The 17,770-nt window shown below is 61.4% G+C and carries 20 protein-coding genes; 11 read left to right on the top strand and 9 right to left on the bottom strand.

Going from position 1 to position 17,770, the window contains the following annotated elements:
- The first annotated feature begins 292 nt into the window (after window positions 1-292).
- A complete protein-coding gene (locus tag ACZ9DP_RS22165) occupies window positions 293-1,339 on the top strand; it encodes an NAD(P)-dependent alcohol dehydrogenase (protein WP_239598256.1) in 1,047 nt (348 codons plus the stop codon).
- 35 nt (window positions 1,340-1,374) lie between these two features.
- Here the strand turns inward: ACZ9DP_RS22165 and ACZ9DP_RS22160 are convergent, their stop codons facing one another.
- Complete coding sequence (locus ACZ9DP_RS22160) at window positions 1,375-2,640, bottom strand: NAD(P)/FAD-dependent oxidoreductase (protein ID WP_476203574.1); 1,266 nt, start codon at window positions 2,638-2,640, stop codon at window positions 1,375-1,377.
- Between the two features lie 90 nt (window positions 2,641-2,730).
- Window positions 2,731-3,195 (bottom strand): Lrp/AsnC family transcriptional regulator, encoded by a 465-nt coding sequence (locus tag ACZ9DP_RS22155; RefSeq protein WP_028739539.1) that lies wholly within the window; start codon window positions 3,193-3,195, stop codon window positions 2,731-2,733.
- Between the two features lie 157 nt (window positions 3,196-3,352).
- On the opposite strand from ACZ9DP_RS22155, the gene ACZ9DP_RS22150 reads away from it, so the two are divergent.
- The 4 genes from ACZ9DP_RS22150 (at window position 3,353) to ACZ9DP_RS22135 (ending at window position 7,026) form a co-directional block, all read left to right on the top strand.
- Window positions 3,353-4,072, top strand: a complete 720-nt coding sequence (locus tag ACZ9DP_RS22150; protein WP_476203573.1) for an aspartate/glutamate racemase family protein — start codon at window positions 3,353-3,355, stop codon at window positions 4,070-4,072.
- 65 nt (window positions 4,073-4,137) lie between these two features.
- Entirely contained in the window at window positions 4,138-5,055 is a 918-nt protein-coding gene (locus tag ACZ9DP_RS22145) for a bifunctional helix-turn-helix transcriptional regulator/GNAT family N-acetyltransferase (RefSeq protein ID WP_194729983.1), read from the top strand.
- A gap of 62 nt (window positions 5,056-5,117) precedes the next feature.
- Complete coding sequence (locus tag ACZ9DP_RS22140; RefSeq protein WP_476203571.1) at window positions 5,118-5,735, top strand: TetR/AcrR family transcriptional regulator; 618 nt, start codon at window positions 5,118-5,120, stop codon at window positions 5,733-5,735.
- 82 nt (window positions 5,736-5,817) lie between these two features.
- Entirely contained in the window at window positions 5,818-7,026 is a 1,209-nt protein-coding gene (locus ACZ9DP_RS22135) for an MFS transporter (protein ID WP_194729985.1), read from the top strand.
- An 8-nt stretch (window positions 7,027-7,034) separates the two neighbouring features.
- Here ACZ9DP_RS22135 and ACZ9DP_RS22130 read toward each other — a convergent pair whose 3' ends face one another.
- Entirely contained in the window at window positions 7,035-7,454 is a 420-nt protein-coding gene (locus ACZ9DP_RS22130) for a winged helix-turn-helix transcriptional regulator (protein ID WP_194730152.1), read from the bottom strand.
- Window positions 7,455-7,566: 112 nt separating this feature from the next.
- Here ACZ9DP_RS22130 and ACZ9DP_RS22125 point away from each other — a divergent pair, with 112 nt between their 5' ends.
- Complete coding sequence (locus ACZ9DP_RS22125; RefSeq protein WP_476203570.1) at window positions 7,567-8,454, top strand: SDR family oxidoreductase; 888 nt, start codon at window positions 7,567-7,569, stop codon at window positions 8,452-8,454.
- Window positions 8,455-8,786: 332 nt separating this feature from the next.
- Here the strand turns inward: ACZ9DP_RS22125 and ACZ9DP_RS22120 are convergent, their stop codons facing one another.
- A complete protein-coding gene (locus tag ACZ9DP_RS22120) occupies window positions 8,787-9,539 on the bottom strand; it encodes a pyridoxine 5'-phosphate synthase (protein ID WP_194729987.1) in 753 nt (250 codons plus the stop codon).
- Between the two features lie 427 nt (window positions 9,540-9,966).
- Here ACZ9DP_RS22120 and ACZ9DP_RS22115 point away from each other — a divergent pair, with 427 nt between their 5' ends.
- A complete protein-coding gene (locus tag ACZ9DP_RS22115; RefSeq protein ID WP_194729988.1) occupies window positions 9,967-10,653 on the top strand; it encodes a MerR family transcriptional regulator in 687 nt (228 codons plus the stop codon).
- Window positions 10,654-10,687: 34 nt separating this feature from the next.
- On the opposite strand, the gene ACZ9DP_RS22110 is transcribed toward ACZ9DP_RS22115, so the two are convergent.
- Window positions 10,688-11,815, bottom strand: a complete 1,128-nt coding sequence (locus ACZ9DP_RS22110; protein ID WP_194729989.1) for an ATP-dependent DNA helicase — start codon at window positions 11,813-11,815, stop codon at window positions 10,688-10,690.
- Between the two features lie 170 nt (window positions 11,816-11,985).
- Between ACZ9DP_RS22110 and ACZ9DP_RS22105 the strand changes: the two genes are divergently transcribed.
- Entirely contained in the window at window positions 11,986-12,555 is a 570-nt protein-coding gene (locus ACZ9DP_RS22105) for a DUF922 domain-containing Zn-dependent protease (protein ID WP_418336542.1), read from the top strand.
- On the opposite strand, the gene ACZ9DP_RS22100 is transcribed toward ACZ9DP_RS22105, so the two are convergent.
- Window positions 12,533-14,131 (bottom strand): ABC-F family ATP-binding cassette domain-containing protein, encoded by a 1,599-nt coding sequence (locus tag ACZ9DP_RS22100; protein WP_476205448.1) that lies wholly within the window; start codon window positions 14,129-14,131, stop codon window positions 12,533-12,535. The two genes, ACZ9DP_RS22105 and ACZ9DP_RS22100, sit on opposite strands and share 23 nt — an antisense overlap.
- A gap of 259 nt (window positions 14,132-14,390) precedes the next feature.
- Between ACZ9DP_RS22100 and ACZ9DP_RS22095 the strand changes: the two genes are divergently transcribed.
- From ACZ9DP_RS22095 to ACZ9DP_RS22085, 3 genes are read left to right on the top strand one after another with little or no spacing between them, the layout of a single operon-like run.
- Entirely contained in the window at window positions 14,391-14,771 is a 381-nt protein-coding gene (locus ACZ9DP_RS22095) for a COG4315 family predicted lipoprotein (protein WP_074068879.1), read from the top strand.
- Between the two features lie 10 nt (window positions 14,772-14,781).
- Window positions 14,782-15,297, top strand: coding sequence for an RNA polymerase sigma factor (locus tag ACZ9DP_RS22090; protein WP_476203569.1), 516 nt, complete (start codon window positions 14,782-14,784; stop codon window positions 15,295-15,297).
- On the top strand, window positions 15,294-16,076 hold the full coding sequence (locus tag ACZ9DP_RS22085; protein ID WP_476203568.1) for an anti-sigma factor family protein: 783 nt from the start codon (window positions 15,294-15,296) through the stop codon (window positions 16,074-16,076). The genes ACZ9DP_RS22090 and ACZ9DP_RS22085 overlap by 4 nt, the downstream gene beginning before the upstream one ends.
- A 3-nt stretch (window positions 16,077-16,079) precedes the next feature.
- On the opposite strand, the gene ACZ9DP_RS22080 is transcribed toward ACZ9DP_RS22085, so the two are convergent.
- Genes ACZ9DP_RS22080 through nthA form a run of 3 tightly spaced genes read right to left on the bottom strand, consistent with a single transcriptional unit; the run spans window position 16,080 to window position 17,732 of the window.
- On the bottom strand, window positions 16,080-16,451 hold the full coding sequence (locus ACZ9DP_RS22080; RefSeq protein ID WP_476203567.1) for a nitrile hydratase accessory protein: 372 nt from the start codon (window positions 16,449-16,451) through the stop codon (window positions 16,080-16,082).
- Window positions 16,438-17,097 (bottom strand): nitrile hydratase subunit beta, encoded by a 660-nt coding sequence (gene nthB, locus ACZ9DP_RS22075; RefSeq protein WP_283068403.1) that lies wholly within the window; start codon window positions 17,095-17,097, stop codon window positions 16,438-16,440. The genes ACZ9DP_RS22080 and nthB overlap by 14 nt, the downstream gene beginning before the upstream one ends.
- On the bottom strand, window positions 17,094-17,732 hold the full coding sequence (nthA, locus tag ACZ9DP_RS22070; RefSeq protein WP_476203566.1) for a nitrile hydratase subunit alpha: 639 nt from the start codon (window positions 17,730-17,732) through the stop codon (window positions 17,094-17,096). Before nthA ends, nthB begins: the two co-directional genes overlap by 4 nt.
- Window positions 17,733-17,770 lie beyond the last annotated feature (38 nt).

Here is a 17,770-nt window from a genome sequence, read left to right as displayed (position 1 = left end):
CGGTCGTGGAAACGCGTCGGTCCCGCGGGGTTAGTTGGAGGCGTTGCGCATATCCCGACAATCTGCGTGGCGACGTTTTTCACACGTGAATGTCCGCTGATCATCATCCTGTAGCACGGCCCAGCACACCTGAATGACAGCGCCGAACCTGCGACTTCCGCCAATAGCATTTTGCTGGCGGGTAGCGGATTTGCAGGATCGTGCAAAAAGCTCGCAGGATCGCTCTAGCGCCACCTTGCAGTTTCGATGCATTGTCCGGCCGTCCAATTCCTCAAATCAAAGGAAGATTCAGATGGCTATTGCAAAAGGCTATGCCGCCACTGACGCGTCAAAACCGCTGGCGCCCTTCACCTTCGAACGCCGTGAACCGAATGACGATGACGTCGTCATTTCCGTCCAATATTGCGGCGTCTGCCATTCCGATATCCACCAGGCCCGCAACGAATGGGGCAATTCGCGTTACCCGATGGTGCCGGGCCATGAAGTTGCAGGTGTGGTTTCGTCTGTCGGCTCGAAGGTCACGAAGTTCAAGGTCGGCGACCGCGTGGGCGTAGGCTGCTTCGTCAATTCCTGCATCGGCTGTGCCACACGCGATCTCGATTACGAGCATTTCTTGCCAGGTCTCACCCAGACCTACAACGACGTCGAAGCGGACGGCGAAACGCCGACCTATGGTGGCTATTCCGACTCGATCGTCGTCAAGGAAGGCTATGTCCTCTCCTTCCCGGACAACATCCCGCTCGATGCCGGCGCGCCGCTGCTTTGCGCCGGCATCACGCTCTATTCGCCGCTTCGTCACTGGGGGGCCGGTCCCGGCAAGAAGGTCGCAATCGTCGGCATGGGCGGTCTCGGCCACATGGGCGTCAAGCTCGGCGCCGCCATGGGCGCCGACATCACCGTGCTCAGCCAGACGCTGTCGAAGAAGGAAGACGGCCTGAAGCTCGGCGCCAAGGACTATTACGCTACCAACGATGCCGAGACCTTCAAGAAGCTCGCCGGCACCTTCGACCTGATCATCAACACGGTCGGCACGGCGATCGACTGGAACGCCTACCTCAACCTCCTGAAGTTCGACGGTTCCATGGTGCTTGTCGGCGTTCCGGAACATGCTGTTCCTGTCCACGCCTTCTCCGTCATCGCCGGCCGCAAGAGCCTTTCGGGTTCAATGATCGGCTCGATCAAGGAAACGCAGGAAATGCTCGATTTCTGCGGCGCGCACAACATCGTCTCCGAAATCGAGAAGATCGCCATCCAGGACATCAACGAAGCCTACGAGCGCGTCATCAAGAGCGACGTGCGCTACCGCTTCGTCATCGACATCGCCTCGCTGGCGGCCTGACAACGGAAGGGCGGCTCACCCGAGCCGCCTTTCTCTTAATTCTCTTCCCGCATGGTTTCCTTCTGGGTGATCAGCCGCGCGCTGTGCTGACCGCTGAGATAGATCCACAGCCAGCTCCAGGCAACGGCAAAGCGCGAGCGCGTCCCGATCAGGAAGTAGATATGGGCAATGCCCCATATCCACCAGGCGATCCACCCCTTCAGCTTGATCTTGCCGAAATCGATGATGGCAGCGCTTTTCCCGATCGTCGCAAGGCTTCCCTGATGCCAGTACCGGAAAGGTCCTGGTGCCGGCTTTGCCTGTAGGCGCGCGCGGATGACCTTAGCGACGTAAGCGCCCTGCTGCTTGGCGGCAGGCGCGATCCCGGGCACCGGCTTGCCGTTGTCCTGAACGACGGACGCCGTATCGCCGATGACGAAGACATCTGGCAATCCCGGCGCGCTAAGGTCTTTTTCGACAATTGCCCGCCCTGCCCGATCGGCTGGAATATCTAGCCATTTTGCCGCAGGCGAGGCCTGCACGCCAGCCGCCCAGACGATCGTCTTGCTGGCAATGAACTTCTCGCCGACTTTCACGCCGGCGGCGGTGCAGTCCGTGACGAACTCGCCGACGTGAACCTCGACGCCGAGCTTTTCGAGCGCCTGCTGCGCATAAGCCGAAAGCTCCTCGGCGAAGCTTGCCAGCACCCGCGGCCCCGCCTCGATCAGCACGACCTTCGCCTTGCGCGTATCGATGTTGCGGAATTCCCGCGGCAGCGTCTTGCGCGCCAGCTCGGCGATGATGCCGGCAAGTTCGACTCCGGTCGGTCCTGCGCCGACGATTGCGAAGGTCAGAAGCGCATCACGCGTGACCGGATCGGTTTCCGTCTCCGCACGCTCAAAGGCGAGCAGCACGCGCCGGCGGATCGTCGTCGCGTCCTCCAGCGTTTTCAGGCCTGGTGCGACGGGCGCCCACTCGTCGCGCCCGAAATAGGCATGCGTTGCGCCCGTGGCCAGAACAAGCGTATCATAACCTAACGTCAATCCGCCGCGTAACGTCACTTGCTTTGCCGCGGTGTCGACGCCGGTGACTTCGCCGAGCAACGTCGTAACATCCGGCCTGTTGCTGTAGAGATGACGGATCGGCCAGGCGATCTCCGATGTCGATAGGATCGTCGTCGCGACCTGATAGAGCAGCGGCTGGAAGAGATGGTGGTTGCGACGATCGACCAGTGTGATCTTGGCCCCTGTACCCTTGAGCCCGTTGACGAGTTGTAGCCCGCCGAAACCCCCGCCGACAACGACGACCCGATGATCGCTCATGACATAACCTATTTGCTGTTTTGCTGACGCAAATGTCGCCCTTTGCAGGCAGGTTTTCAACGGCCGGTTCGACATAGCTGCCGTGCGATCTTAATCGGCATAGCCGACCGGGATCGCGCTGCCGCTTTTCAATATCTCCATGGAAATCGAAGCCGAGACGTCGAACAGCTCGATCTTGCGGACGATCTGCTTGTAGATGACGTCGTAATGTTCGACGCGCGGCAGCACGATCTTCAGGATGTAATCCTGATTGCCCGTCAGCCGATGGGCCTCGACGATCTCCGGAATGCCGCTGATCGCCCTGCGGAACGTCTCAATCCATTCGTCGGAATGATGCGCCGTCTTGATCAGCGCAAAGACGGTGGTCGGCACGCCCATCTTTTCGCGGTCGAGCACGACGATGCGTCGGGCGATGTGGCCGCTTTCCTCAAGGCGCTGGATGCGGCGTGAACAGGCCGAAACCGAAAGCGCGACGCGCTCGGCAAGATCGCTTACGGAAATGCCGGCATCGGCCTGGAGAAGGTCGAGAATCTTTCTATCGCGATCATCAAGCATTGCCATCTCTTTAATTGACGCTGATTTTTTGCACATTACAGAAATCTTACGCAAACTGATAGTTCGTTACTGCAATCAACGTCAAAGAATGCAAACATTCGGCGCAGCGACTGAGGCATGCTCTACGCGTCAGAAATCAAAAAGCAGGAGCGTGGAAATGCAGACAATTGGCCTGATCGGCGGCATGAGCTTTGAAAGCTCGGCGGTCTATTATCGTCTGGTGAACGAGATGGTGCGCGAACGCCTTGGCGGTCTCGCATCGGCCGAACTCGTCATGCACTCCGTCAATTTCGAAGAGATCGTCGCCATGCAGAAGGCCGGTGACTGGGACGGCGCTGCAGCACGCCTCGGCAATGCAGCGCTTCGCCTGCAGACCGCCGGCGTCCACTGCGTTCTCATCTGCACCAATACCATGCACCTGATCGCCGATCAGGTGGCATCGCGCCTCTCGGTTCCGCTGATCCATATCATCGACGAGACGGCGAAGTCGCTCAAGGCAGCCGGCCGCAAGCGTCCGCTGCTGCTCGCAACCCGCTACACGATGGAGCATGGCTTTTACGCGGACCGCATGAAGGGCCTGGGCGTCAACGTGACGGTCCCGGATGCAGCCGACCGCACCATCGTTCACGACATCATCTTCAACGAACTTTGCGCCGGAAAGGTGCTCGACAGTTCGCGGACGAAGCTGATGGAAATCATCGAACGCGAACGCGCCAAAGGCGCCGACAGCATCATTCTAGGCTGCACCGAGATCTGCCTCATCCTGGACCCCGGCAAGCTGCCTCTGCCCGGCTTCGACACCACGGCGATCCATGCAAGGGCGGCCGTCGATTTTTCAATCGGCAAGGAGCGGAGCGATGAAACAGAAGCTGCATAACATGCAGTTTACTTGACTGAGTCAATCAATTGCAGGACAAAGTCTCCTATCAGGAGATTTTGTCCATGCCCGATTCCTCCCTTATCGATGCCGCCCGCGACTTCAATCGCTTCTACACCAACTTCCTCGGCGTGCTGAACAAGGCCTATCTCGACTCGCCGTTCACCTTGACGGACGCACGGGTGCTGTTCGAGATCGGCTCGCACGACGGAATAACCGCCGTCGCGCTCGTCCGCGACCTGCATCTCGATCCCGCCTATCTCAGCCGCATTCTGAAGCGCTTCCGCAGCGACGGTCTCATCGAGACGAAGGCCGATCCCGCCGACCTGCGCAGCCAGATCATCACGGTCACCGGCAAGGGAGAGGAGCAATTGCAGGAACTCGGCCGCCGCTCGAATGTGCAGATCGCCGAACGTTTCGATGCGCTTGCCCTTGGCGAGTCGCAAAGCGTCTTAAACGCGATGCAGACCATCCGCTCGCTGCTCGACCCGGGCGTCAAACCGTCCCCCGCGGTCATCCGCGCACATAGACCCGGCGATATCGGCTGGATCGTGCAGAGCCAGGGCAAGGCCTATGCCGAGGAATATGGCTGGGACATGCGCTTCGAAGGCCTGGTGGCCGAGGTCGCCGGCAAGTTCCTCGCGACCTTCGATCCGGCGATGGAATATTGCTGGATCGCCGAGCGCAATGGCATCAACGTCGGGTCTATTCTTGTGACGAACGGCGGCGACGGCGTTGCCAAGCTCCGCCTTCTCTATGTCGATGAGGCCGCGCGCGGGCTTGGTCTCGGCAAGACGCTGGTCGACGAGTGCATTCGCTTCGCGCGGGCGAAAGGTTACCGCCAGATATCGCTCTGGACCAACGACGTTCTGCACGCGGCACGCAGCATCTATGTCAAAGCCGGTTTCCGTCTTGTCTCCGAAGAGAGACACCGCATGTTCGGGCCAGAGGAAAACGGCCAGACCTGGGTTCTCGACCTCTGATTTTGTCGTGTCGCAAAAGTTTCGCTTGATTTGGAAACGATCATTTCCTAATTAGGTGAGCCATGACGACGGCAACCCTCGATGACAAAAGCCGATCCCGCGGCAGGCCGCGCGAATTCGACATGGACGCAGCGCTCGACAAGGCGCTCTGCGTCTTTTCCGAGCGCGGCTACCACGCAGCCTCGATCAGCGAATTGACGGACGCGATGGAGCTTACCTCCGGCAGCGTCTACAAGGCCTTCAAGGACAAGCGCGGCATCTTTCTTGCCGCCTTTGACCGGTACCGCGCCGTGCGCCGCGGCCTGCTTGATGAGCGCCTGGACAGGGTCGAGACCGGCCGCGACAAAATCCGTGAAATCCTGCGCTTTTACGCTGCGTCATCGCATGGCGTCATCGGCCGTCGCGGCTGCCTCGTCGTCGGTAGCGCCAACGAGCTTGCGATCTTCGACGAGGAGGCCGCGGAACGCGTCGCCGCTGCTTTTGCCGCCAACGAGGACTTGCTGCTGAACCTCATCCGGCTCGGCCAGTCCGACGGCTCGATCCCAAAAACGCTGGACGCTGTAACGGCTGCCCGCGCCCTGCTGTGCCTGACGAAGGGCATGCGCGTCGCCGGCAAGACCGGCCGCCGAGAGGACGACATGACCGCCGTGGCGGACGCCGCCATAAAACTTCTCGACTGACAGCGCTTCGCCCGCAACAAGCGGGTGGCGCAGAACGACTTCAAGACCGATCCTCCCCCAGATCAGCATACCGGAGTTTTTCATGAGCATTTCAACTGCAACGAACGAGACCGCTATACCCCGGGCGATCTCGCCTTTGATGACATTCCTTTTCGCGGCCGCCTGCGGCCTCGTCGCCGCCAATCTCTATTACGGCCAGCCACTGGCCGGCCCGATCAGTGCCGATCTCGGCTTCACGCCGGCAGCCACGGGCCTGATCGTGACGCTGACGCAGATCGGCTACGGTCTCGGCCTGCTCCTCATCGTGCCGCTCGGCGACCTGCTCGAGAACCGCCGCCTCGTGCTAATGCTGATCCTAGTATCGGCAGTCGCGCTCGTCGGCGCAGCACTCTCCTCAACGCCCGCCCTGTTCCTGCTGGCCTCGCTCTGTATCGGCCTCTCTTCGGTCGCGGTGCAGGTTCTGGTGCCTTTCGCCGCCCATATGGCGCCGGATGCGATGCGCGGCCGTGTCGTCGGCAACGTCATGGGCGGCCTTCTCTGCGGCATCATGCTGGCCCGCCCCTTTGCGAGCTTCATCGCCGAAGCCTCGTCGTGGCACATGGTCTACTACATCACCGCGGTCGTCATGGTCGGGCTGGTCCTCATCCTGCGCGCAAATCTGCCGGTTCGCACCCCCCACACGAAGCTCGGCTACGGTGCACTGCTTGCCTCGATGCTGCACCTTGCGATGACCTCCCGCATCCTGCAGCGCCGCGCGCTCTATCAGGCCGGAATGTTCGGTGCCTTCAGCCTGTTCTGGACGACGACGCCGCTTTTGCTTGCAAGCCCGGCTTTCGGCCTGACCCAGAACGGTATCGCGCTCTTCGCGCTTGCCGGCGCTGCCGGTGCCGTCGCCTCGCCGATTGCCGGACGCCTGGCCGATCGTGGGCTGACGCAGATCGCTTCGGCCTTTGCCATGCTGCTCGGCATGGTGTCCTTCGTCATCAGCCATTTCGCAGCCGACGGCTCGCTGACCGCGCTCATCCTTTTGACGGCAGCAGCGATCCTTCTGGATTTCGGCGTGACGACCAATCTGGTCTGCGGCCAGCGCGCGATCTATGCGATCAGCGCCGACCATCGCAGCCGTCTGAACGGTCTCTACATGGCGACCTTCTTTGCCGGCGGCGCTCTCGGCTCCGCGCTCGGCGGCTGGGCCTATGCGGCGGGTGGATGGACGATGACAGCCTGGATCGGCTTCTGTTTTCCGGCTTTCGCCTTCCTGCTCTTCCTCACCGAGGGGCGCGGCAAGTAAGCCGCGCCTCAACCTTCAGCGGTATCGAAGCGGGCGCGGGCGTCGCGAACGGCGTCATGATTTGCTTCCGCCCAGTTCAAAAGCAGCGCCAGCGTGGCGTAAAGCGAGCGTCCGAGTTCGGTGACCCGGTATTCGACGCTTGGCGGCTTCGTCGGAAACACCTCCCGCTCGATATAGCCTTCGCGCTGCAGGTCGCGCAGCGTCTGCGTCAGCATCCTCTGCGAGATATCTGGTATCTTCCGCCGCAGCTCGCCGAAGCGGTATGGCCGCGCAGCAAGCGCTTCCAAAAGCAACGTCGACCACTTGCCGCCGATCTGCTGCATCATGTCCCGGACAGGACAATTGCTGAAATCGAGACTCCCCAGATCGATCTCCCGGCGGATGCCGGGGGCGGGCTTGCTCTTCAGATTGAGGACAGCGCTCATAATGGGACGGTTCCCTTTTGGTAACGTAGAGCGGAAAAACTGCCTTCTTTACAGCTCGAAGTCAATTCCTATTTTAGAGCTGCTCTCTTTTTGAGACCACCATAGAGGAAGACCTATGAGCGAAACGATTCTCGTCACCGGCGCGGCCGGCCAGCTTGGCCGGCGCGTCATTCATCACCTGCTCGAAACCTACAACGTTCAGGCCCGAAGCATCATCGCCGCCACCCGCGACCCGGCGAAACTCGCGTCGCTCGCCGCCAAGGGCGTTGCCACCCGCAAGGCCGATTTCGACGATGCGGCAAGCCTCGAAGCCGCTTTCAGGGGCGTCGATCGCCTGCTGATCATCAGCACCGACGCGCTCGCCGTCCCCGGCCAGCGTCTGACGCAGCACAAGGCCGCCGTGGAGGCTGCGGCAAAAGCCGGCGTGAAGCACATCGCCTATACCTCGATGCCCTCGCCGGACAAGTCGCTCGTCACTTTCGCGCCGGACCACCTCGGCACCGAGAACGCCATCAAGGCTGCCGGCATTCCCTACACGATCATCCGCAACGCCTGGTATTTCGACAACTATCTACACGGCATGCCGCATAACCTGCAGTCCGGCAGCTGGTACACGGCAAGCGGCGACGGCAAGGTTTCCAATATCTCCCGCGAAGACTGCGCATTGGCAATTGCCGCCGCCCTCGCCTCCGGAACGGGCGAGAGCGCGACCTACACGCTGACGGGCAGCCAATCGCTGACCGCCGACGAGATCGCCGCCGGCATCGCCGCTGCTGTCGGAAAGCCTTTGCAGGCCGTCAAGGTCAGCGACGAGCAGCTCGGCCAGGGCATGCGCGGCGCAGGCCTTCCCGCTTTTGTCGCCGACATGCTGGTCTCAGCCGACGCCAACATCCGCGCCGGCAACTTCGACCTCCTCACAGACGACTTCAGGGCGCTGACCGGTAAGCCGACGCAGAAGCTCGAGGACTTCTTCGTTGCAAACAAGGCGGCTCTGCTGACGTAAAGCGTCGATTGCTGCCTCATCAAGAGTTGATGGGGAGGGCAAGGCGGGCATCTCCTGGCACTTCAATCGCAGGCAAGGGAGCGGCAAACAGGGCGCCGCTGTCTTGGCCTTCTCTCCCTTTTCTCATTCATGTGCCTTTCACAGGAATCCAGCGCGGCGCAGGAGACTCCCTTCAAGGTAAATGAGTCATTCACGGCGAAGACGCGTCGTAGCTGGATCTCTGTGACAATCCTCGGGTTTAACCCGAGGACAGAGATGAGAAAGATGAGACGTCGAGACCCTCTGCACCTCATTGCGCGCCCCTCGTCCTTCGAAAGAAGAAGCACTGTCCCTCATATCTTCTGCCCGCACGCACGGCAGAACCGCCGCACAGTTTCCGCCATGCCGTATCCCAGTGCATCCGCGGTCAGGCCGTGACCGATAGAAACTTCCGCAAGCCTCGGGATGCGCTTCACAAGCGGCGGCAGGTTGGCGACGGTCAGGTCGTGGCCGGCATTGACGCCGAGGTCGATTGCGAGTGCTGCGTCCGCCGTCTTGCCGAGCGCTTCGAGAATGGGGCCTGCCCGCTCCGGCGCATCGTAGCAGCCGCCATAAGGGCCGGTATAAAGCTCGATCCGGTCCGCTCCCGTCGCCTTGGCGATCTTCACCGCCTCGGCATCACCGTCGCCGTCGGCAAACAGCGAAACCCGGGTACCCATCTTCTTCAGTTTTGCGACGACATCCGTGAGAAAAGCCTGGTGCTTGCGGAAATCCCAGCCGTGGTCGGAGGTCGCCTGCGATGGATCATCGGGCACGAGGGTCACCTGCTCGGGTGCGGCACCTCTACAGAGATCGAGGAATTCCTGCGTCGGATAGCCCTCGATATTGAACTCGGCCTCCGGAAACTCGTCGTCGATCAGATTGCGGATCACCGGCAGGTCAGAGAAGCGGATGTGCCGCTGGTCCGGCCGCGGATGGACGGTCAGCCCGCTGGCCCCCGACTGCAAGGCGATGCGCCCCAGCGCCTCGACGCTCGGCCAGGGCAAATCGCGCCTGTTGCGCAGCATGGCGATGGCGTTGAGATTGACGGAAAGCGTCGTCGGCATGTCGATGATCCATTCAGTGCGATAAGCGTGAGCTGCTTTTTATGCCAATGGGCCCGGCGAGGCCAACGAGATTCGCATATGACTGCATGCAAATCTGTGATGGACGCCCGCATGGTCGGAAGTGTCTACGGCAGGAGTATTTCCCATTCCGCCGCAAGAAATTCAGCCGCCGCGGGCACCCTATCCGGCCAACCTTACGTTGGATATAAGTTTTCGGACGCTGCGTTGCTATCCTATTTAAAAGCGATTATTTTTAGCACTTACAAAAATGTCCGTTCACGCATAACGTGAGAATAAGTATCGAGTAAGTACGCCGCGTACTGCTTCTTCCCGACGACAAGAACGCCTCGAGGAAACACCACTCCGCAGCGCCTTTGAAGCAACTGGCAAAACCGCATGAGGTGCAACTTTTGCCCCAGGAGGGTTCATGCCAGACGGTACCAAACGTGCCGCCGCCGGTAAGTCTTCGGAGCGCCGGTCCAGATACCGGTTCCTGCCATCTGCCGCACTGCCGCCGGATTTGCCTGAGGGACCGGTGCCTATCGCCGAGATGGCGAACGCATTCGGGGTCACGCACAGGACGCTGCATTTCTACGAAGAGAAAGGACTGCTGTCGGCAAATCGTATCGGCCTGATGCGCGTTTACGGCGAGGACGACGTGATGCGCATGGCCGTCATCAACGTCTGCCGCGAGACCGGGATGCCGATCGCGGTCATTCAGGAGCTGATGGACGAATTGCGCCGTGCCTCCTCGCAGGACCAAGCAGAGGCAATCTTCCAGGAGGCGCTCGCCGTGCGCAAGCGCGAGCTGACGGCGGAAATGTCGACGCTGCACCGTCAGCTGCAACAGGTCAGCGATCTGCTCGACCCCGATGCCAGCAGCGAGATACCGCCGCTGAACGACAACGAGGATCAATCCGCCCTTTCGGATGAGGAACTGCGCTGCCTCTCGTTGATGGCCGAAGGCTTCTCGACGCAGCGCATCGCCCGCGCGCTTGACCTGAAGCATGACGAAGCACAGGCGCTCGAAGCTGACATCATCCTGAAGTTCCGGGCAAACAACCGCTTTCAGGCGATCACCAAGGCAGTGCTTCTCGGCATCGTCAAGGTATAACGTTCCGGCAACGGCCGCCACCGTTTCCGCAGCTTCACCGCACGATCGTCAGCGTCTCCGCCGCGCGCGTGATCGCCGTGTAAAGCCAGCGTTCGCGCGTATCGCGGAAGGCCCAGCTTTCATCGAAAAGCACGACATTGTTCCACTGCGAGCCCTGCGCCTTGTGCACGGTGAGCGCATAGCCGTAATCGAATTCGTCGTAGCGCTTGCGCGTATTCCACGGGATTTCGCCTTCGACATCCTCGAAAACCTGCTTCAGTAGCTTGATCTTGGCTGCGCCGCGATCCATGTCGTCGTCTTCCGGCCGCACGAGCAGGTTGATGCCCGGCTTCGTCGTCTCCTTCGATGACGTCATTACCTGCCAGAGCGAACCGTTGAGCAGCCCCTTGGCGGGGTCGTTGCGCAGGCAAACGAGCTTGTCGCCCGTCTGCGGATAATCCGCCGTGAAGCCCTTCAACTCCCGCAGGCGCTGGTTATAGCGCCGCCGCGTGCGGTTGGTGCCGACAAGCACCTGATCTGCATCGAGCACCAGGGCCTGGTTGACTTCGTTCTTGGCGATCACCTGGGCGGTGCCGTAGTCGCCATACATGATCTCCTTGCCTTCGCGCACCTGCATCGCAAGCTTGATGATCGGATTGTCGCGCGCCTGGCGGTGAATGTCCGTCAGCAGGTAATCCGGCTCCTGATTGGTAAAGAAGCCGCCGCCCGATACCGGCGGCAGCTGGCCGGGATCGCCGAGCACCAGGATCGGCGTGCCGAAGCTCATCAGGTCCTTTCCAAGCGCCTCGTCGACCATCGAGCATTCGTCGACGATGATCAGCGCCGCCTTGGCGACCGGGCTCTGCCGGTTGATGGTGAACATCGGCGTCATCGAGGTTTTGCCGGTTTCCTCGTCCTCGACAGCCTCTTCCCCACGCGGGCGATAGATCAGCGAATGGATGGTCTTGGCATTGCTGGCACCGCGCGAGCGCAACACCTGCGCCGCCTTGCCGGTGAAGGCGGCAAACAACACGTCGCCATCGACATTCTCCGCAAAATGCTTGGCGAGCGTCGTCTTGCCCGTTCCGGCATAGCCGAACAGACGGAAGAGCGGCGACCGGCCCTCCTTCAGCCATTTCGAAACGGCCTTCAGGGCTTCGTCCTGTTGCGGAGCAAATTGCATGGGAGCGACTTGGCAGGATTCGCAGCCGCGAAGCAAGGTGGAAAAGTGCGCCCGCAGATTGCTGCCGCGCGATTGCCTGCTTTCAGCCGCTTGAACGCAGGTTTTGCGCCCTTTAGTGTCGCCACGTTGCTTGAGGGATTCACGTGAGAAGAAGCATTCAATTATGCCTGATGATGGCGGCCCTGCCGATACCTGCTGCCGCCCACGCGGAATGGCAGGCCGTCGAACAGGTCAAGCCATATACAATCACTGGCAAATCCGGCGCCGAGCTCTACGCATCGATCGGCGAACACGGCCCGAAGGCTGGCATCGGACGCGTCATCGCGCACACGACCTTCAAGCTCACCTGGACCAGGAAATACGAGCCGCAGGCGGACAGGTCCTGCAGGCTGACTGTGGCTCGGCCGAAACTGATTATCACTTACACTCTACCTGAGCCTACGACACAGCTGCCACCTGCAACCAAGGCAAGCTGGGACAGCTTCATTACTGGCGTCGAGACCCACGAGCGCTGGCACGGCGAAACCATAAAGCATATGGTCAAGGCGATTGAAGCCTACAGCCTCGGCCTCACCGCCGCCGACGATCCGGACTGCAGCAAGATCCGCGTCGTGCTGACAAAACGCCTCGGCGAACTCTCCGGCTACCAGCGCCAGCAGGGCCGCGACTTTGACAAGGTCGAAATGGGCCAAGGCGGCAACATCCAGCAGCTTATCCTCAAGCTGGTAAACGGCCCGTAGGCAACTCCAGCCTGCGCGTAATCCCAATGCCTTCCAGGAAGACTTCGTCGTGACTGACGACCAGCAGCGCGCCGTCATAGGCACGCAATCCGCTCTCGACCGCAGCGATCGAATCGAGGTCGAGATGATTGGTCGGCTCGTCCAGGATCAGGAGCGAAGGCGGTTCCGGTCCGCCCAGAACGCACGCCAGACCGGCCCGCAACAGCTGGCCGCCGCTGAGCGTCGATACGATCCGGAGCGCCGCATCGTCCCTGAACATGAACCGGGCGAGCGCCGCCCGACAGGCATTTTCAACCGCGCGCGGGTTTATCCGCAGGAAGTTGTCGCGGATCGAAATCGACGGATCGAGAAGACTCACCTGCTGATCGAGCATTGCGAACTTGGAAATGACCGAGACCGTCCCGGTCCAGGGCTTCAACTCCGCGGTGACAAGCGCCAGCAATGTCGTCTTGCCCGAACCGTTCGGGCCGGTGACGGCGATGCGCTCCGGTCCAACGATGCCGAAGGACAGATCGCTGAGGACCGGCTCGGCAGGCCGATAGCCCGCCGTCACCGAATCCATCTTCAGGACGACCTTGTTGGCAGGCAGTCCGGCCGGCGGAAGCGTCACCGAAAAGGGCTGCAGGATTTCGATCTTCTCGCGCGCGGCTGCTGCGTCTTCGAGCGCCTGGGTGCGCCGGCGTTCGGCAAGCCGGGCGTTATCGCCGCCTGTTGCTTCGCTGCGCTCCTTCAAGCCGCCGGCGACGATACGCGGCATGTCGCCTCTGGCAGCCTTCTTCCGGCCGATACGATCCCTGCGAGCTTGCCGTTCGGCCGTTGCTTGGGCGCTTCGGGCAACCTCGGCCACACGCTTCTCGGCATCGGCGAGATCATGCTGCACGGCAGCCAATTCTAAAGCCTTGCGCTCCTGATACTGGCTCCAGTTGCCGCCGTAACGCGTGGCCTCAAGCGAAGTCAGTTCGACGATGGCGTCCATGGTTTCGAGCAATTCCCGGTCATGGCTGACGACGATGGCCCCCGCCCGCCAATTTGCAAGGAGTTCGATGACGGCCTGGCGGCCATCGCGGTCGAGATTGTTGGTCGGCTCGTCCAGGATGAGAAAATCGGGCTCCGAGAAGATCAGCGCTGCAAGCCCTGCCCGTGTGCGCTGTCCACCCGACAGTGCGACAAGGCGCGTTTCGGGCTCAGCGTCGATCCCCGCGCGATCGAGAGCCGAAGCAATGCGGGCTTCCAGCATCCAGTCGGCAGATGCAAGCTCTTCAGCGGTCGCCTCGCCCACCTCGGCACGCCGAATGACGGCGAGCGCCTCGGTCACGCCGAAGAGATCGCCAACCGTTTCCTCGGCTTCCACCTGGACCCTTTGGCGGAGCACGCCCAGGCGACCGCCTAACGCAATCGTCCCGGACAAAGGCTGGAGTTCGCCTGAGATCAGCTTGAGAAGCGTGGTCTTGCCAACGCCGTTGCGGCCGACAAGACCCGTTCGGTCCGCGCCGAAGCTTAGATCGAGACATGAGAAAAGCGGACGGCCGTCAGGCGCGGACCACGACAGATTGGAGAGTGTGATGAATGCAGGCATGGACATGAAATTCCCCGGTGGCAAGGCGAATTGGCGATGCGATCGGGTTGAAATCCATTGCTGCACACATCCTGTTGAGATCAACGATGGCCGGTAATTTAAGTGACGAGTGTATCTGGTTCAAGCAGGGTCAATCTCGGCACGGCACCAAACGCGGCATTCATTCAAAAATCTCTCACACCGCATGGAATAAAATCACGGCTTTCGGTGTCTCATCTCCGGTAAGCAAAAAAGCTGCCGAACGTGAGGAGAGACCCACATGAAATCCGTAAAATTCTTGATCGCTTTCGCCGTCGCATCTGCTGCGGCAACGGCTGCATTCGCGGCAGCGCCGGTCATGACCGTCGAATCCGCCAAGGGCAAAGTGCTCGCCGGCGAAAACGGCATGACGCTCTATACCTTCAAGAAGGACACGAAAGGCGTTTCCAATTGCTACGACCAATGCGCCAAGAACTGGCCGCCGCTGATGGCCGCTGGCGATGCGAAGGCCGATGGTGCATATTCGATCATCGACCGCAAGGACGGCACAAAGCAATGGGCCAAGGACGGCATGCCGCTCTATTTCTGGGTGAAGGATACCAAGAAGGGCGATATCACCGGCGATGGCGTGGGGGGCAACTGGGACCTTGCCAAACCCTGAGTGGACCGGCGTGAAGACACCCGCACCCGAAACATTCGAGGGCCAGATCCTGGCCCTCCTTCCCTCGCTCCGGCGCTATTCGCGAAGCCTCACCCGCTCCGACGCCGACGGCGAGGATCTGCTGCAGGACTGTGTCGAGAAGGTACTTGCCCGCCGTTCGCAGTGGCGTGGCTTGAACCTGCGCGGCTGGACGCTGACTATCATGACCAATCTCTACCGCAACACCCGCCGCCAGAGCCCGCCCAGCATGATGGTCGAGCTTGACAGCGCCGAAGACATGCCCTCGCCCGAGACGACCGCCGATCCGCTAGAGCGCTTGCGGCTGGAAGACGCGCTGAACAGCCTGTCGGAGGAAAACCGCGCCGTGCTGATGCTGGTTGTCATCGAAGGCTATACCTACAGCGAGGTGGCCGCCGCGCTCGACATACCGGTCGGCACCGTCATGTCGCGCCTGTCGCGCGCGCGTCAGCGGCTTGGAGACCTAATGAAGGCCGACAATGTGATTACGCTTCGGAGACCGAAATGAACGAGACCAACTCGACCGTGCCCGAAGCGGACCTCCACGCCTATGCCGACGGGCAACTGCCCGAAAACGCCCGCGCCCGCGTGGAGGCTTGGCTGCAGGACAATCCCGAGGACGCTGCCAAGGTGACGGCATGGCAGGCGCAGAATGCTGCGATCCGTTCAACGTTCGCGCCTTACGAAAAATCCAAGGAAAGCGACATCCTGCTGGTCGATCCGGAAAATGGCGTTTCCGTTTGGCCGGAACGTTCGGCCATTGCCGCAGCCGCCGTCGCTCTCTTCGCGCTTGGCGCCCTTGCCGGTCATTACGGCCCTCCGCTCGTCCAGCAACCCGAACTGCAGCTTGCCGCTTCCGAGACACTGCCGGCAGAGGCGCAGAACGCCTTCCTGGTCTATGCAGGCGAGGTCCGCCATCCTGTCGAAGTCTTCGCCAATGAGGAAGCGCATCTGGCGACCTGGCTCGGCAAGCGGCTTTCTATTCCGAACCTGAAGGTGCCGGATCTACAGGCCCTCGGCTTCCGGCTCGTGGGCGGACGGCTGCTGCCGGTGGATGGAAAGCCGGGCGCGATGTTCATGTACGAGAATCAGGGTGGCGAACGCCTGACCGCGCTGATCGGCCGCAACAAGGCGAACCGGACGACGAGCTTCCGTTTCGCCTCCGCCGGCGGTGTCGAGACATTCTACTGGATCGACGGCGAGCTCGGCTATGCCGTCACCGGCGAGATTTCGCGCGATATGCTGCGGCAGGTGGCCGAGGAGTGCTACAAGCAGTTCCCGTCGTGACGATCAGCGCAGCGGATCGTTGGAAAGCTCGATCGGCTTTCCGTGCGGCGTGGCTTCCGCCGCACGCTGCCAGCTCTCCTGCAGCGAAAGGATGGGGCCGGCATCGGCGATGCCTTTGTTGACAAGGAGCGAGGATAGCGCCTCGACCCAGCAGTCGAAGTAGTCGCTGCCATCCACCACCCGGCCCGGCTTGTGCAGTTCGGCCGAAAGCGTCTCCGCCCACTCGCTCCATGTGAAGAGACCGCGTTCGTGGAGGTGCACTGTCATTGCAAAAGCAGCAGCCGCCCAGGGCTCGGGAAAGACCGGCTCGCCATCGGCGGATTTCGGCAGTTGGGGCGATCGCGTCAGCGGCGATGCCGGTTCACAAAGGCTCAAGGTAGCTCTCCCAGGCATCGATCGAAACCGTCAGCGATGGATCGGCGCCCTCGCCCCAGATTTCCCTGCCATCGAAAACGACGGTATAGACCCATTGTGGATTCTCGCCCTTGCCATGCGCATTGTCGTCCGGGAACACGAAGGAGCCTTGCACCGCCTCGACCACGCCATTCTTGGCACGCGCATAGCGCGGCAGCCGGGTATGGGTTTCCGGATTAAAATTCCTTGTCCGGACCTTCTCGCCGACGGCAAAGCGCGCAGCCCTTTCCACCGGACGGTCGCAAGCGCCGCCGCGCGCCAGAACGTTCGCAACCATATCCGCCTTCAGAACCCGTTTCGGCACTGCTCCGGCCGTCTGCTTGTGGCCGGCATCGATCTCCGCAGCCGTTGCAAATCCGTGCCGATCGAGCAGCACTTCCAGCGCCCGCATCCATATTTCGTAATAGCTTGCGGAGAGATAATCAGCTGGCAAAATATTCTCGCGCGCATGCCGGCTCTCATCGATCGTCCAGGCACCGAAGGCACCGCACGATAGCGTCAGTCCAAGCGCACGCTTCTCCCACTCAGCATGGAAATACGGCTCGTCCTTTTCAGGCGCGACCGGCCCGAACCCCATCTGTCCACCAAGATCGTGCGGCCCGTTCATGCGGCTGCTCCCGGAGCAGACGCAATTGCCGTCCCGATCATCGCATCGCGGCTGACGAGACCGGCAAGCTGCTGCTCGCTCAGGCCTTCCGTTCCCTCGGGGCGCTCGGGAATGACGAGATAGCGCAGCTCGGCCGTCGAATCCCAGACCCGGATTTTCTTTTCCGCGGGCAGCGTCAGGCCGAATTCGGCAAGCACGCCGCGCGGATCGATCACCGCCCGCGAGCGATAGGCCGGCGCCTTGTACCAGACCGGCGGCAGGCCGAGCACCGACCAGGGATAGCAGGAGCAAAGCGTGCAGACGACGAGGTTGTGGGTCTTGGGCGTATTGAAGACGGCGCGCATGTGCTCGCCCTGCCGCCCGGTATAGCCGAGGCTCGCAATTGCCGCCGTCGCATCGCTCTTCAGCCATTCGGCGAATGCCGGATCGCTCCAGGCCTTTGCCACGACATGGGCGCCGTTGCGCGGGCCGATCTTCGTCTCATAGGTCTCGACGATCGCATCGATCGCCGCCGGATCGATCAGCCCCTTCTCCGTCAACACCGTCTCCAGCGCCTTCACCCGCGCCTGCATGTCCGAATAGCGGTTGTCGTGATGATGATGATGATGGTGATCATGATCAGGATGATCGTGCAAGACGAGGCCCTCCGCGCATAGGATGATTATCTTTAGGC

Source organism: Rhizobium sp. USDA 4016, assembly GCF_056279705.1.
The sequence above is the reverse complement of the archived record's forward strand: the minus strand, read 5'-3'. Positions and strand labels throughout refer to the sequence as shown.

Excerpts from the sequence above, each read along its gene's own strand:
- ACZ9DP_RS22165 (WP_239598256.1), top strand. The coding sequence starts at position 293 with ATGGCTATTGCAAAAGGCTATGCCGCCACTGACGCGTCAAAACCGCTG.
- ACZ9DP_RS22160 (WP_476203574.1), bottom strand. The coding sequence starts at position 2,640 with ATGAGCGATCATCGGGTCGTCGTTGTCGGCGGGGGTTTCGGCGGGCTA.
- ACZ9DP_RS22155 (WP_028739539.1), bottom strand. The coding sequence starts at position 3,195 with ATGCTTGATGATCGCGATAGAAAGATTCTCGACCTTCTCCAGGCCGAT.
- ACZ9DP_RS22150 (WP_476203573.1), top strand. The coding sequence starts at position 3,353 with ATGCAGACAATTGGCCTGATCGGCGGCATGAGCTTTGAAAGCTCGGCG.
- ACZ9DP_RS22145 (WP_194729983.1), top strand. The coding sequence starts at position 4,138 with ATGCCCGATTCCTCCCTTATCGATGCCGCCCGCGACTTCAATCGCTTC.
- ACZ9DP_RS22140 (WP_476203571.1), top strand. The coding sequence starts at position 5,118 with ATGACGACGGCAACCCTCGATGACAAAAGCCGATCCCGCGGCAGGCCG.
- ACZ9DP_RS22135 (WP_194729985.1), top strand. The coding sequence starts at position 5,818 with ATGAGCATTTCAACTGCAACGAACGAGACCGCTATACCCCGGGCGATC.
- ACZ9DP_RS22125 (WP_476203570.1), top strand. The coding sequence starts at position 7,567 with ATGAGCGAAACGATTCTCGTCACCGGCGCGGCCGGCCAGCTTGGCCGG.
- ACZ9DP_RS22120 (WP_194729987.1), bottom strand. The coding sequence starts at position 9,539 with ATGCCGACGACGCTTTCCGTCAATCTCAACGCCATCGCCATGCTGCGC.
- ACZ9DP_RS22115 (WP_194729988.1), top strand. The coding sequence starts at position 9,967 with ATGCCAGACGGTACCAAACGTGCCGCCGCCGGTAAGTCTTCGGAGCGC.
- ACZ9DP_RS22110 (WP_194729989.1), bottom strand. The coding sequence starts at position 11,815 with ATGCAATTTGCTCCGCAACAGGACGAAGCCCTGAAGGCCGTTTCGAAA.
- ACZ9DP_RS22105 (WP_418336542.1), top strand. The coding sequence starts at position 11,986 with ATGATGGCGGCCCTGCCGATACCTGCTGCCGCCCACGCGGAATGGCAG.
- ACZ9DP_RS22100 (WP_476205448.1), bottom strand. The coding sequence starts at position 14,131 with ATGCCTGCATTCATCACACTCTCCAATCTGTCGTGGTCCGCGCCTGAC.
- ACZ9DP_RS22095 (WP_074068879.1), top strand. The coding sequence starts at position 14,391 with ATGAAATCCGTAAAATTCTTGATCGCTTTCGCCGTCGCATCTGCTGCG.
- ACZ9DP_RS22085 (WP_476203568.1), top strand. The coding sequence starts at position 15,294 with ATGAACGAGACCAACTCGACCGTGCCCGAAGCGGACCTCCACGCCTAT.
- nthB (WP_283068403.1), bottom strand. The coding sequence starts at position 17,097 with ATGAACGGGCCGCACGATCTTGGTGGACAGATGGGGTTCGGGCCGGTC.